At 65.7% G+C, this 14,089-nt stretch carries 10 protein-coding genes; all 10 read left to right on the forward strand.

The window, feature by feature from the left end; all coding sequences use genetic code 11:
- The first annotated feature begins 169 nt into the window (after positions 1–169).
- The 10 genes from ACREB7_RS00005 to ACREB7_RS00050 all read left to right on the forward strand — a co-directional run bounded on the left by ACREB7_RS00005 (position 170) and on the right by ACREB7_RS00050 (position 14,076).
- Entirely contained in the window at positions 170–1,486 is a 1,317-nt protein-coding gene (locus tag ACREB7_RS00005) for an MFS transporter (RefSeq protein ID WP_431590249.1), read from the forward strand.
- On the forward strand, positions 1,483–2,895 hold the full coding sequence (gene uxaC / locus ACREB7_RS00010) for a glucuronate isomerase (RefSeq protein WP_431590250.1): 1,413 nt from the start codon (positions 1,483–1,485) through the stop codon (positions 2,893–2,895). The genes ACREB7_RS00005 and uxaC overlap by 4 nt, the downstream gene beginning before the upstream one ends.
- Positions 2,892–4,214, forward strand: coding sequence for a mannitol dehydrogenase family protein (locus tag ACREB7_RS00015; RefSeq protein ID WP_431590251.1), 1,323 nt, complete (start codon positions 2,892–2,894; stop codon positions 4,212–4,214). Before uxaC ends, ACREB7_RS00015 begins: the two co-directional genes overlap by 4 nt.
- Before the next feature lie 58 nt (positions 4,215–4,272).
- A complete protein-coding gene (locus tag ACREB7_RS00020) occupies positions 4,273–4,611 on the forward strand; it encodes a DUF485 domain-containing protein (RefSeq protein ID WP_431590252.1) in 339 nt (112 codons plus the stop codon).
- Positions 4,608–6,320 carry a cation acetate symporter gene (locus tag ACREB7_RS00025; RefSeq protein ID WP_431590253.1) on the forward strand — a complete coding sequence of 571 codons (1,713 nt, stop codon included), beginning with the start codon at positions 4,608–4,610 and terminating at the stop codon, positions 6,318–6,320. The genes ACREB7_RS00020 and ACREB7_RS00025 overlap by 4 nt, the downstream gene beginning before the upstream one ends.
- Positions 6,321–6,538: 218 nt before the next feature.
- Positions 6,539–8,842 carry a TonB-dependent receptor gene (locus ACREB7_RS00030; protein ID WP_431590254.1) on the forward strand — a complete coding sequence of 768 codons (2,304 nt, stop codon included), beginning with the start codon at positions 6,539–6,541 and terminating at the stop codon, positions 8,840–8,842.
- Positions 8,843–8,845: 3 nt separating this feature from the next.
- Positions 8,846–10,144, forward strand: a complete 1,299-nt coding sequence (locus ACREB7_RS00035) for a spinster family MFS transporter (protein WP_431590255.1) — start codon at positions 8,846–8,848, stop codon at positions 10,142–10,144.
- A complete protein-coding gene (locus ACREB7_RS00040) occupies positions 10,141–11,766 on the forward strand; it encodes a carboxylesterase/lipase family protein (RefSeq protein WP_431590256.1) in 1,626 nt (541 codons plus the stop codon). Before ACREB7_RS00035 ends, ACREB7_RS00040 begins: the two co-directional genes overlap by 4 nt.
- Positions 11,763–13,346, forward strand: a complete 1,584-nt coding sequence (locus ACREB7_RS00045; protein WP_431590257.1) for an AMP-binding protein — start codon at positions 11,763–11,765, stop codon at positions 13,344–13,346. The genes ACREB7_RS00040 and ACREB7_RS00045 overlap by 4 nt, the downstream gene beginning before the upstream one ends.
- A gap of 49 nt (positions 13,347–13,395) precedes the next feature.
- Positions 13,396–14,076, forward strand: a complete 681-nt coding sequence (locus ACREB7_RS00050; protein WP_431590258.1) for a TetR/AcrR family transcriptional regulator — start codon at positions 13,396–13,398, stop codon at positions 14,074–14,076.
- Positions 14,077–14,089: the final 13 nt, after the last annotated feature.

The raw sequence follows: 14,089 nt of genomic DNA on the forward strand, positions 1-14,089 counted from the left end.
TCGCGATCCCGCCCGGCACCTGGGTGTCAGCGGGGGCGATCACCGGGGTGCACGAAATTCGCCCCGGCCAGAGCGCCGAGGCGCTGTTCGACGGAAAAATCCGCGTCCGCTGCAGCATTACAGGCTAGTCAGGCACAAGGCTCAAAAGAGCCGATAACGGGAGAGTGACATGGCACAGGCAATCGCGGACGGAGGGTCGGCGCCGCCGGTACCCCGGACGGGGCGATATCGCTGGCTGATCATCGCGCTGCTTTTTGCCGCGACGACGGTCAACTATATCGACCGGACGATGCTGGGCCTGCTCGCCCCGGTGCTCGGCAAGGATCTCGGCTGGTCCGAGAATGATTATGGCAACATCGTCACGGCGTTTCAGGCGGCCTATGCGATGGGTTTCCTGCTGATGGGCTGGCTGATCGACCGCTTCGGGCCCAAGGTCGGATACGCGATCGCGATTTCGATCTGGACCGTCGGCCATGTCGCCCACGGCTTTGCCTCGTCGGTCGTCTCCTTCATGCTGGCGCGCGTCGTCCTCGGCATCGGCGAAGCGGGGCATTTTCCTTCGGTCGTGCGCGCGTCGAGCGAATGGTTTCCGCAGAAGGAACGCGCCTATGCGATCGGCTGGGTCAACAGCGCGACGACGATCGGCGTGATCCTGACCGCGCCAACGATCGCCTTCTTCATGCGTTATCTGGGCTTCGACTGGCGCCAGACCTTTATCTACACCGGCGCTTTCGGGGTGATCCTGCTCGTGCTGTGGCTGTGGCTGTACAGCAATCCGCGCGAGAGCGGCAAGGTCAGCGAGGCTGAACTGGCGTGGATCGAGCATGATCCGCCCGAAAAGATCGAACGCCTCGGCTGGAACAAGATCGTCACCAAGCGCGAAGCCTGGGCCTTTGCGATCGGCAAATTCCTGACCGACCCGGTGTGGTTCCTGATGCTGTTCTGGTTGCCCAAATATTTCAGCACGACGTACAACGTCGACCTGAAAATCGTGCTGTTGCCGATGATCATCATGTATCTGCTGTCCGATGTCGGCAGCATTCTGGGCGGCTGGGTGTCGTCGAAGCTGATCCAGCGCGGCCGCAGCGTCAATTTTGCGCGCAAGATCACGATGCTCGGCGCCGGCTGCTGCGTCCTGCCCTTGCTGTTTGTCACGGGTCTGGAGAATATGTGGCTCGCGGTGGTGCTGATCGGCATCGCGCTGGCGGGGCATCAGGCTTTCTCGTCGACGATCCTGTCGATCCCGCCCGACATGTTCCCGAAGCGCGCGGTGGGGTCGGTGATCGGGCTCGGCGGGTTCATGGGCGGCGTCGGCGGCATGATCATGGCCAAGTCGACCGGGCTCGTGCTCGATGCGACGGGCGGCAATTATACGATCATCTTTGCCGCCTGCACCGTCACCTATTTCATCGCGGTGCTGGCCATCCACCTCCTCAGCCCGAAGCTCGCGCCGGTCACCGTGGAAAGCGAGGCTGTCCGCCCATGACCCGTCCGCTGATCCTGAATCCCGATCGCCTGTTCCCGTCGGACCCGGGACAGCGCGACATTGCGCGGCGGCTCTATGCCGAGGTCGCCGATCTGCCGATCATCAGCCCGCACGGCCACACCGACCCGCGTTGGTTCGCGGGCGATGCGCCCTTCGGCAACGCCGCCGAGCTGCTGCTGCATCCCGATCATTATGTGTTCCGGATGCTCTATTCGCAGGGCGTGTCGCTCGACGCGCTCGGCATTCGCAACGCGCAAGCCGACCCGCGCGAGAGCTGGCGGCTGTTCGCCGAACGCTATCATCTGTTCCGCGGCACCCCGTCGCGGATGTGGATGGACTGGGTGTTCGCGGAGGCGTTCGGCATCGACGTGCAGTTCGAGGGCGCGACGTCGGACCTCTATTACGACCGTATCACCGAGGCGCTGGCGACCGACGCCTTCCGCCCGCGCGCGCTGTTCGACCGCTTCGGGATCGAGGTGATCGCGACCACCGAAAGCCCGCTCGATACGCTCGAGCATCATGGCGCGATCCGCGCCGCCAATGCGAGCGGCGAGTGGGCGGGCAGGGTGATCACCGCCTATCGTCCCGATCCGGTGGTCGACCCCGAGTTCGAAGGTTTTTGCGCCAATCTGGCGCGCTTCTCCGAACTGAGCGGCGAGGACGCCTATGGCTATGCGGGCTATCTCGCCGCGCATCGCAACCGCCGCGCTTTCTTTGCCGAGATGGGCGCGACATCGACCGACCATGGCCATCCGACCGCCGCGACCGCCGACCTGACGCGCACCGAGGCGGAGGCGCTGTTCGCGCGGGTGACGCGCGGCGAGGTCAGCGCCGCCGACGCCGAATTGTTCCGCGCCCATATGCTGACGGTGATGGCGGGGATGAGCGTCGACGACGGGCTGGTGATGCAGATCCACCCCGGCGCCTTCCGCAATCACAACCCCTGGTTGTTCGACCATTATGGCCGCGACAAGGGCGCCGATATTCCGACCGGCACCGATTATGTCCATGCGCTGCGCCCGCTGTTGGGGCGCTATGGCAATGCGGCGGGGCTGACGATCATCCTCTTCACGCTTGACGAGACGAGCTATGCGCGCGAACTCGCGCCGCTGGCGGGCCATTATCCGGCGCTCAAGCTGGGCCCCGCCTGGTGGTTCCACGATAGTCCCGAGGGGATGCGCCGCTTCCGCAATCAGGTCACCGAAACCGCGGGTTTCTACAACACCGTCGGCTTCAACGACGACACGCGCGCCTTTCTGTCGATCCCGGCGCGGCACGACGTCGCGCGGCGGATCGACTGCGGTTTCCTGGCGCAGCTCGTCGCCGAGCACCGCATGGAGGAATGGGAGGCCGCCGAACTCGTGACCGACCTCAGCTATAATCTCGCCAAGGCCGCGTACAAGCTGTGAGACTCGCGGCCGACACCGTCCTGCCCCCATCGATCGGGCGGCCGGCTTACGACCGCGAGCGCCAAGCGGCGGGCATCGTGCATATCGGTATCGGCGCGTTCCACCGGGCGCATCAGGCGGTCTATACCGACGACGCGATGGGCGCGGGCGACCGCGACTGGGGCATCGTCGGGGTGTCGCTGCGCTCGGGCGATGTCGCGGCGCAACTGAACCCGCAGGGCGGGCTCTACACCGTGGCGACGCGCAGCGTGGCCGGCAGTAGTCTGCGGGTCATCGGCGCGGTGCAGCAGGTGCTCGTCGCCTCCGAAGACCCGCAGGCCGTGATCGACGCCATCGCGGCGCCGGCGACGCATATCGTCAGCTTCACCGTGACCGAGAAGGGTTATTTGCGCGCTGCCGACGGCTCGCTCGATATCGATGCGGCGCGGGCGAGCGCGAGCCTCTATCGCTTCGTCGGCGCGGCGCTAGCGGCGCGGTGTGCGGCAGGGCTGCCCGGGCTCACCCTGCTCAGTTGTGACAATCTCGCGAACAATGGCGCGGTATTGCGCCGCCTGATGCGTGAATATCTCGCCGCCGAACATCGCGACATCGTCGACTGGTTCGACGGCGAATGCCGATGCCCCGCGACGATGATCGACCGCATCGTCCCCGCAACGACCGAGGCCGACCGCGCCGCGATCGAAGGCGAACTTGGCGTGCGCGACGAAGGCGCGGTGGTCACCGAGGGCTTCAGCCAGTGGGTGATCGAGGATGATTTCGCCGGTCCGCGTCCGCGCTGGGAGGCGGTCGGCGCCGAACTGGTGGCCGACGTCGCGCCCTATGAAACCGCCAAGCTGCGGATGCTCAACGGCGCGCATTCGGCGCTCGCCTATATCGGGCTGGGGAAGGGGCATGAGTTTGTGCACCAGGCGATCGCCGATCCCGCGATCCGTCCGCTGATCGAGACGCTGATGCGCGATGAAGCCGCGCCGACGATCGACGCCGAGCCGGGGCAGGATCTTGCCGCCTATGCCGACGCGCTGCTCGAGCGTTTCGCCAATCCGGCGCTGCATCACCGGCTGATCCAGATCGCGATGGACGGCAGCCAGAAGATCCCGCAGCGCTGGCTGGAGACGCTCGCATGGCACCAGCGGCGCGGTGGGCGCTGTCCCTCGCTCGGGGTCGCTGTCGATGCCTGGATCGCTTTCCTGCAGGGCGGGGAGCATCCCGTCGACGACCCGCTTGCCGATCGATTGCGCGCGGCAGCGGCTGCTCCCGATGCGCGTCAGGCGTTGTTCGGCCCGGACGGGGTGCTGGCTTCGGAGTGGCGCCCCGATTAAGCGCTTGGGTTTCGCGTCCGGCACCCGCATAGCTGTTGCAACCAACGGGAGACACGGTTTGGAACAACGGGGAGAGGGGCAGGGGGCAGAAGCCGCCGCCGGGTCGCAGGCTATCGAGGCTGACGAACGCTATCAGCGGCTGGTAACGACGCGGTCGCGTTTTGGCTGGCGGCTGACGATCGTCATGCTGGTCATTTATTTCGGCTATATCCTGCTGATCGCTTTTGAACCGCATATCCTCGCTTGGCCGCTTGGCAATGGCGTGACCTCGCTCGGCATTCCGCTCGGGCTCGGGGTGATCGTCGCGGGCATATTGCTCACTGCGCTTTATGTTCGCCGCGCCAACAAGGTCTTCGACCGCGATCTCGACGCACTGCGCAAGGATTATGGCGCATGAGCCGCTTTCCGATCACGCGCACCGCGCTGATCCTCGCCGCGCTCGGCTGGCCGGCGGTCGCGGCGGCCGATGCGCTGACCGGCCAGACCGAGCAACAGGCGGCGAACTGGCCCGCGATCCTGATGTTCTCGGCCTTCGTGCTGGCAACGCTCGGTATCACGCGCTGGGCGGCCGGGCGGGTGCGCAGCGCGTCCGATTTCTACACCGCCGGCGGCGGCATCACCGGGTTCCAGAACGGGCTGGCGATCGCCGGCGACTATATGTCGGCGGCATCCTTCCTCGGCATTTCGGCGCAGATTTTTGCCGACGGTTATGACGGGCTGATCTATTCGACCGGCTTCCTCGTCGGCTGGCCGATCCTGCTCTTCCTGCTCGCCGAACGGCTGCGCAACCTCGGCCGCTACACCTTCGCCGACGTTGCGAGTTTCCGCTTCGCACAGACCCCGGTGCGGCTGTTCGCGGCGTTCAGCACGCTGGCGGTCGTCCTCTTTTACCTGATCGCGCAGATGGTCGGCGCGGGGCAGCTGATCAAATTGCTGTTCGGCTTGCCCTACACCTATGCGGTGCTGATCGTCGGCGCGCTGATGACCTGTTATGTGCTGTTCGGCGGCATGATCGCGACGACCTGGGTCCAGATCATCAAGGCGGTGATGCTGCTCGGCTGCGCGACCTTCATGGCGTTCGCGGTGCTGTGGCAATTCGGCTTTTCGCCCGAGGCGCTGTTCGCCAAGGCGGTCGAGGTCAAGACCGGTCTTGCCGCGTCGGCGGGGGCGACCCCTGCGGAGGCGGCGGCGAAGGGCCTGTCGATCATGGGGCCGGGCGGCTTCATCAAGGACCCGCTGTCGGCGATCAGCTTCGGCATGGCGCTGATGTTCGGGACCGCGGGGCTGCCGCATATCTTGATGCGCTTCTTCACCGTCCCCGACGCCAAGGAAGCGCGCAAGTCGGTGCTGTGGGCGACCGGGTGGATCGGCTATTTCTATATCCTGACCTTCATCATCGGCTTCGGCGCGATCACCTTCGTTGCGTCGAACCCCGACTATCTGATGCCCGACGGAACGCTGAAGGGTGGCGGCAATATGGCGGCGATCCACCTCGCCTCGGCGATCGGCGGCGACATCTTTCTCGGCATCGTCAGCGCGGTCGCCTTCGCGACGATCCTCGCGGTGGTCGCAGGGCTGACCTTGTCGGGAGCGTCGGCGGTGTCGCACGACATCTATGCGTCGATCATCAAGCAGGGGCAGGCCAACTCGGCCGACGAGCTCAAGGTGTCGCGCTATACGGTGCCGGTGTTGGCGATCCTCGCGATCCTGCTCGGCATCGCGTTCGAGAAGCAGAATGTCGCCTTCATGGTCAGCCTGGCCTTCGCGCTCGCGGCGTCGGGCAATTTCCCGGTGCTGGTGATGTCGCTGCTGTGGAGCGGGTGCACGACGCGCGGCGTTGTGATCGGCGGTTTCGTGGGGGTGCTGCTCGCGCTGGTGCTGACGATATTGTCGCCGGCGATCTGGGTTGCGGTGCTCGGCTATGCCGACCCGGTCTTTCCGTACAGCTCGCCGACGATCTTCTCGATGCCCGCCGCCTTCCTGGCGATCTGGCTCGTTTCGCTCGCCGACAAGAGTGGGCGCGCAGCGGTCGACCGGGCAGGCTACCCGGCGCAGCGCGTCCGCGCCGAAACGGGAATCGGCGCGGCGGGGGCTTCGGACCACTAAAGCCGGAACCCCGGCACAGCGGAGGGGCAGTTCTGCTGCGCCCTTCGTCGCGCCGCGCCATTGCGCCATTTCCCGCCGGATTTCCGCCCAACTTCACACGGAAACGCCCTTTCTCAATAATATTCACACACAAGAGAGTGAATATTGACTCGCGTGCGAAGCAGCGTCATAAACCGCATGACGCCGACACCCGATCGGCGCGTGCTGGGAGAGATAGGATGAAGGCAATCTTCTTGGCGTCCGTTTGTGCGGGCGCGCTGTTTACCGTTCCGACCATCGCGATGGCACAGGATGCCGGGGGCGCCGCGCCCAAGGCGGCGGAACCGGACGACAGCGAAAGCGACATCATCGTCACCGCGACGCGCCGCGCCGAGCGCATTCAGGACGTGCCGATCAGCATCTCGGCCTTTTCGCAGGAAGAGCTGACCGAAAAGGGCATCGTCGGTTATGAGGGCATCGGCCGCGAGACGCCGGGGGTCGTGCTCAACAAGCCGACCGCCAACTTCAACAATTTCACCGCACGCGGCATCGCGACCAACGGCTATAACGCCAACCTGCAAAGTTCGGTCGCCATCTATATCGACGAACTACCGGTTTCGACGATCGGCAACACGACGGTGGTCGACCCCAATTTGTTCGACGTCGAGCGCGTCGAATTCCTGCGCGGGCCGCAGGGAACTTTGTTCGGATCGGGTTCGCTGTCGGGCGCGATGCGTATCCTGCAGAAAAGCCCCGACCTCAATGATTTCGATACTGCGGCGCTGGTCGATTTCGGGCTGACGGGGTCGGACTCGATCCGCCAGCGTTACAATGCGATGGTCAATGTGCCGCTCGTTGAGGACCGGCTCGCGGTGCGTGCGGTCGGTTTCTACCGGCACGAGGAAGGCTATCTCGATAATGTCGGGACCGGGGTCCATAATTCCAACACGCTGGTCGATTATGGCGGGCGGCTGGTGCTGCTGTGGCGTCCGACCGACCGGCTGTCGGTCAAACTGCTCGGCAGCTACGAATATAGCAATCCCAAGGACAGCTCGCTGACCAGCCCCGGCCTCGGGCGCAACAAGCGCATTTCGGACGAGCCCGACCGCTTCACCGGCAAGCAGGCGATCGCCAACGCGACGATCGACTATGAATTTGATTTCGCCAAGCTCACCAGCTCGTCGACCTATTCGGATTTCGACCAGCGTTTCTACGTCGACCTTGCCGGCACCTTCGCGCCGGGTTCCTTCCCCGGCGCGCCGATCGCCTTCGGGCTCGACGCCGATGGCTATGACAAGGTGTTCGTGCAGGAAACGCGGCTCGCCTCAACCTTCGACGGTCCGCTCGAGTTTGTGGTCGGCGGTTTCTACCTCAACCGTCGCCGCGACGTCGATTTCCTCTATCGCTCGAACCTCGACTTCCTCGCGGCGCGCGGCCTGACCGGGCTGCCCGACAAATATTTCCAGAAGCTCTACACCCATTCGAAAAGCACCGAAGTCGCGGGTTTCGGTGAGCTGACCTATCGCTTTTCCGACAAATTCTGGCTGACCGGCGGCGTGCGCTATGGCGAGACCGCAGCGCAGAGCTTTGCCGAGGCGGGGGGCTATCTCGCCACCGCCGCCGGCTTCAACTATTACACCTATGCCCTGTTCGGTATTCCGACCAACTTCACCACCTTCACCCCCTATGCGGCGGCCGAAGGCATCAAGGCCAAGGGATCGAAGCCGTCGTGGAAGGCCAGCGCGACCTTCAAGCCGAGCGACAGCCTCACCACCTATGCGACCTTCTCGACCGGGTTTCGCGCCCCGATCGTCAACGCGCGGGCGGGCGCCGCGAGTCTCGTCGATCCGAACGACATCATCATCCCCTTCGGCGCGACGTCGGATAGCCTGAAAAGCTATGAGATCGGCGCCAAGGGGCGCTGGCTCGGCGGTCGCGTGTCGATCAACACGGCTTTCTACCTGATCGACTGGAGCAATATTCAGGCGCAGGCAAACCGCGTGTCAGACTCGGTGCAGTTCGCGACCAACATCGGCGCGGCGCGCAGCAAGGGTTTCGAGTTCGAGGTCAATGTGATCCCCGCGACCGGGGTGACGATCGGGTTCAACGGCGCCTATAATGACAGCAAGATCACCAGGCTGTCGCCCGCCGAAGCGGCGATTTCGGGCGCAGTACTCGGCCACCGGCTGTCGGCGCCGCGCATCCAGGGGTCGGCTTACATGTCGTATAATTTCAAGATCGGGTCCGATGTCGATGCGATGCTCGCGGTCAATGCGCAGCATATCGGTGCGTATAACAGCAGCTTTCCGAACACGCCGGGCAATCCGAACCTGCCGCTGTCGACCTTCGGCAAGACCGATGCCTATAGCAACGTCAACATGAGCCTGGGCCTGAAGAAGGGCGATCTGTCGGCGCAGCTTTATGTCGAAAACCTCTTCGACGATCATTCGATCACCTACATCCATCCCGAAGCCTTCCTCGTCAGCCGCTTCGGCACGATGCGGCCGCGCACCTTCGGCATCCGCCTCGGCTACAGCCTCTAAGCCATGTTGGCCGGCACGCTCTCGCCATCCGCCACGAAGCCGGCTGCGCGGCCCGGCTTTGTGCTGGGGATGCTCTGCTTCGTCTATGTGCTGAACTTCCTCGACCGGCAGCTGCTGTCGATCCTGGCCAAGCCGATCCAGGACGCGCTGAAGATTACGGACGGCCAACTCGGGCTGATCAGCGGGCTCTATTTCGCGATGTTCTACTGCTTCATCGCGATTCCGGTCGGCTGGTTCGCCGACCGGACGAGCCGCGTCCGGGTGCTGTCGCTCGCCTGCGCGGTGTGGAGCGGGGCGACGGTGGCGTGCGGAATGGCGAGCAATTACACGCAGCTCGCGATCGCGCGGATGGTCGTCGGCTTTGGTGAGGCGGGGGGCGTGCCGCCCTCCTATGCGATCATCACCGACACCTATCCGCCGGGCAAGCGCGCGGCGGCGCTGGGTATCTTCAACCTCGGCCCGGCGATCGGCGCGGCGGCGGGGGTAGCGTTCGGCGCCGCGATCGCCGAGCATTTCGGCTGGCGCATCCCCTTTATTACGGTCGGTGTCATCGGCATCGTCACCGCGCTCGCCGTCTGGCTGACGGTGCGCGAGCCGACGCGCGGCGCGACCGATGTTGCGGCGCCGGCTTCGAGTGCGTCTGCGGACGACAAGGCGGAGTTCTGGCCGACGGTGCGGATGTTCCTCTCTCACCCCGTGCTGATGCTCGCGGCGCTGGGCAGCGGTGCCACGCAGTTCGTGACATACGGCCTCGGCAATTTCGCAGTGCTGTTCCTGATGCGCGAAAAGGGCATGGAGCTGGGCGACGTCGCGGTCTGGTACGCGCTGGTGCTGCTCGTCGGCATGGGCGGCGGGATGATCGTGTCGGGGCGGGTGATCGACCGCATGGTGAAAAAATCGCGCGCCGGCTATGCGATCGCTCCGGCGCTGTCGCTGGTCGTCGCGATGCCCTTCTACATCGGTTTCGTCTGGGCGCCGGGCTGGCCGCTGGCGCTCGCGCTGCTGACCGTGGTGATGGTCTTCAACTATTTCTACCTCTCGGCATCGGTCGCGCTGGTGCAGGAGGAAGTGAAGCCCAACCAGCGCGTGCTGTCGGGGGCGCTGCTGCTGCTGATTATGAATTTCATCGGGCTGGGGCTCGGGCCGACCTGGGTGGGTTTCGCGAGCGACTGGTTCAAGGCGCAGGGCGACGCGCATGGGTTGCAGACCGCGCTCTATACGCTGACGCCTTTCTACCTCGTCGCGATCGCGCTCTTTCTCTGGCTCGCACGGCGTCTGCGCCGCGAGGAGGCTTCAGCATGAAAAAGACATCTATGCTGCTCGCCGCCGCGGTGCTGGTGGCGACGCCCGCCATCGCCGCCGCGCCGGTGGTCGACACCCCCGCCGGATCGGTCGAGGGCAAGGCGGTCGGCAAGCTGCGCGTGTTCAAGGGCATTCCCTTCGCCCAGCCGCCTGTCGGCTCGTTGCGCTGGAAACCGCCGGTGGCGCTGCCGGCATGGCCCGGCGTGCGCAAGGCGCAGAGCTTTGGCGCCGCCTGCATCCAGCCGCGCCCGACCGCGATCGGTATCTACACCAACCCGCCTGCCAAGGTCTCGGAAGACTGTCTGACGCTCAACATCTGGGCGCCCGAAGCGGTCAAAGGCGCGCCGGTGATCGTTTGGATCCACGGCGGGGCGCTGACCAACGGGTATAGCCATGAGGGCATGTACGACGGCGCCAAGCTTGCCGCGCGCGGCGCGGTGGTCGTGTCGATCAATTACCGGCTCGGCGCGCTCGGCTATCTGGCGCACCCCGAGCTCAGCAAAGAATCGCCCGATGGCGTGTCGGGCAATTACGGGCTGCTCGACCAGATTGCGGCGCTCGAGTGGGTGAAGGCCAATATCGGCGCCTTCGGCGGCGATGCGGGCAATGTCACGATCGCGGGCGAGTCCGCAGGGGCGCTGAGCGTCATGTATCTGATGACCGCGCCCAAGGCGCGCGGGCTGTTCCACAAGGCGATCGCGCAAAGCGCCTATATGATCTCGACCCCGTCGCTGCGCGAGGCGCGGCATGGCGAAATTCCCGCCGAGACGATGGGGACCAAGGTCGCCGCCGCGCTCGGCGCCGCCGACCTTGCGGCGCTGCGCGCGATGGATGCGAGTGCGCTGAACGACGGCGCGCTCAAGGCCGGCTATTTCCCCTGGGGCACTGTCGACGGCAAGGTCCTGCCGCGCCAGCTCGTAGACAGCTTCGATCGCGGCGAACAAGCGCCGGTGCCGATGATCGCGGGGTTCAATATCGGCGAGATCCGCTCGCTGCGTATGCTCGCGCCGCCCGCGCCCGCCAATGCCGCAGTCTATGAGGGAGCGATCCGCCAGCGCTATGGCGACCTCGCCGATGGCTGGCTCAAGCTCTATCCGGCGAAGGACCTGAATGAAGCGGTGATCGCGACCACGCGCGATGCGCTCTATGGCTGGACCTCCGAGCGGCTCGCGATCAAGCAGAGCGCGCTGGGGCAGAACGCCTATCTCTATCTGTTCGACCATGGCTATCCGGCGACGAGCGAGGCGGGGCTGCACGGCTTTCACGCCGCCGAGATTCCTTATGTGTTCGGCACCGCGACCGACACGCCGCCCTATTGGCCGAAGATCCCCGACACGGTGGCTGAAAAGCGCTTTGCCGCCGCGATGGGCGACTATTGGGTGTCGTTTGCCAAGACAGGCAAGCCCGAAACGGCGGGGCAGGCGGTGTGGAAGCCCTATGGCAGCGACGCGGCGTTTCTCGCCTTCGCCGATGTGCCACGTGCTGGCGCGCGGTTGATGCCGGGCATGTACAAGCTGCACGAAGCGGCGATGTGCCGCCGCCGCGCTGCGGGCAACCTGCCGTGGAACTGGAACACCGGCATCCTCTCGCCGGTGCTGGTCAAGGGTACCGATTGTCCATGATCGACGGCAGCATGCAGGATTATCCGCTGACCTTGAACCGCTTCCTCGACCATGCCGCGCGCTGGCATGGCGAGGCCGAGGTGGTGAGCGCGCGCGAGGACGGCAGCGTGGCGCGCATCAGCTATGCGGCGCTGCGGGAACGGAGCCTCGCCATCTCGTCGCTGCTCGGCGGCTTCGGCATCGGGCAGGGCGACCGCGTCGCGACGCTGGCGTGGAACAGCGCGGCACATGTCGAGCTTTGGTACGCCGTGATGGGCATGGGCGCGGTTTGCCACACGCTCAATCCGCGGCTCACCGGGCCGCAACTCGCATCGATGGCGGTGCAATCGGGTGCGAAGATATTGGTCGCGAGCGCAGACCTGTTGCCGCTGGCCAAGCTGATCGCCGAGCGTGCGCCGGCGATCGAGCGGCTGTTGCTGATCGACGGCGAGGCGGGCGAGGGCGGTACGAGCGTGCCGGTCGCCGAGCTCGAAAGCCTGATCGCCGATGCGCCGGGCGGCGCGGTCTGGGGCGATTTTTCCGAAACGGCACCTGCGGGCCTCTGCTTCACCTCGGGCACCACCGGTGCACCCAAGGGGGTGACCTATACGCATCGCGGCAGCTTTCTCCACACGCTACGCTCTTTGCAGGCCGATGTGATGGCCTTCACCGGCCGCGATGCGGTGCTCGCGGTGGTGCCGATGTTCCATGCCAATGCCTGGGGGCTGCCCTTTGCGCTGCCTGCGGTCGGCGGCAAGCTGGTGTTGCCGGGACGCATGGCCGACGGCGCCAGCCTCGCGCGGCTGATCGCCGCCGAGGGGGTGACGATCGGCGTCGGGGTGCCGACAGTGTGGCTCGGCCTCGTCGAGCATCTCGAGACGGTGGGCGGCGAATTGCCGTCGCTCAAACGCCTGATCGTCGGCGGCGCGCCGATGGCGCCGGCGCTGATGGAGCGGCTCGAAAAGCGGCTCGGCGTCACCATCCAGACGAGCTGGGGCATGACCGAATTGTCGCCGCTCGGCGTGATTGCGCCGCCCGATGATCCTTTGCGAAATGCAGCGGTGTCGGGGCGTCCCGCGATCGGGGTCGACCTGCGGCTGACCGACGCGGGCGGCACGCCGCTGGCCGAGCAGCGTGGCGGCGAGGGGCATCTTCATGTGCGCGGCGCGGCGGTGGTCGACCGCTATTTCGGCGAGGAGGCCCCCGCGACCGATGCCGAGGGTTGGTTCCCGACCGGCGATCTCGCGCGCATCGACGGCAAGGGCAACCTCATCATCACCGGCCGCGCCAAGGACCTGATCAAGTCGGGCGGCGAATGGATCAACCCCGCCGAGATCGAGGCGGTGGTGGGGGCCTTGCCGCAGGTATCTCTCGCGGCCGTGATCGGGCGGCAGGACGCCAAATGGGGCGAGCGCCCGGTGCTGCTGGTCGAGATGCGCGGTGGCGAGGAGATCGACGACGCGGCGCTGCTCGCGCCGCTCGCGGGGCGTGTCGCGCCCTGGTGGATTCCCGATGCGGTGGTGCGGCTCGCCGCCATGCCGCTGGCGCCGACCGGAAAAATCGATAAGATTCGCTTGCGGACCGAGCATGGAACGGGTTGAGCGGGCGGCGGCGCGGGGCGCCGGGGAACAGGGATCGGAATTGGTACCAGTGGCAGACGAGCCAAAAACGCGCCGGCGGTCGACCAAGGCGGAACAGCGCGCCGAAACCATGGAGCAGATGCTCGACGAGGCCGAATATCTCTTCTCGAAGCACGGCCTGCACGGCGTCACGCTGAAGGATGTCGCGAAGCGCGTCGGCGTCCACCACACGCTGCTCAATTATTATTTCGAGGACAAGAAGAGCCTGTTTGATGCGGTCTTCGCGCGGCGTGCGGTGGTGACCAGCGAGCGGCGAATGCAGGCGCTCGACGATTATGAGAAACTGGCGGGCGGCAAGCCCACCGTCGAGGGCGCGCTCCACGCCTTTCTCGACACCGACCTCGACCTCTATATCCACGGCGGCGAGGGGTGGAAGAATTATGGCGCGCTCGGCGCTTTGGTCGCCAACACCCCCGAATGGGGCGCCGATTTGATGGACAGCCATTTCGACCCGGTCGTGCTGCGGCTGATCGACCTGCTCAAGAAAGCGCTGCCCGACTGCGCCGAGCGCGATATCTTCTGGGGCTATCATTTCGTCACCGGCGCGCTGATGGTCACCCTCGCGCGCACCGGGCGTATCGACAAATTGTCGGGCGGCGTCTGCAAGTCCGAGGATTTCGAGGCGATCAAGGCGCGGATGGCATCGTTCATGGCCGCGGGTTTCCTGCAAATCTGCCACAAGCCGGCGTAAACGCCCGTCGGGC

The organism is Sphingopyxis sp., from assembly GCF_050725615.1.
Lineage (GTDB): Bacteria > Pseudomonadota > Alphaproteobacteria > Sphingomonadales > Sphingomonadaceae > Sphingopyxis.

Excerpts from the sequence above, each read along its gene's own strand:
- uxaC (WP_431590250.1), top strand. The coding sequence starts at position 1,483 with ATGACCCGTCCGCTGATCCTGAATCCCGATCGCCTGTTCCCGTCGGAC.
- ACREB7_RS00025 (WP_431590253.1), top strand. The coding sequence starts at position 4,608 with ATGAGCCGCTTTCCGATCACGCGCACCGCGCTGATCCTCGCCGCGCTC.
- ACREB7_RS00040 (WP_431590256.1), top strand. The coding sequence starts at position 10,141 with ATGAAAAAGACATCTATGCTGCTCGCCGCCGCGGTGCTGGTGGCGACG.
- ACREB7_RS00035 (WP_431590255.1), top strand. The coding sequence starts at position 8,846 with ATGTTGGCCGGCACGCTCTCGCCATCCGCCACGAAGCCGGCTGCGCGG.
- ACREB7_RS00030 (WP_431590254.1), top strand. The coding sequence starts at position 6,539 with ATGAAGGCAATCTTCTTGGCGTCCGTTTGTGCGGGCGCGCTGTTTACC.
- ACREB7_RS00045 (WP_431590257.1), top strand. The coding sequence starts at position 11,763 with ATGATCGACGGCAGCATGCAGGATTATCCGCTGACCTTGAACCGCTTC.
- ACREB7_RS00005 (WP_431590249.1), top strand. The coding sequence starts at position 170 with ATGGCACAGGCAATCGCGGACGGAGGGTCGGCGCCGCCGGTACCCCGG.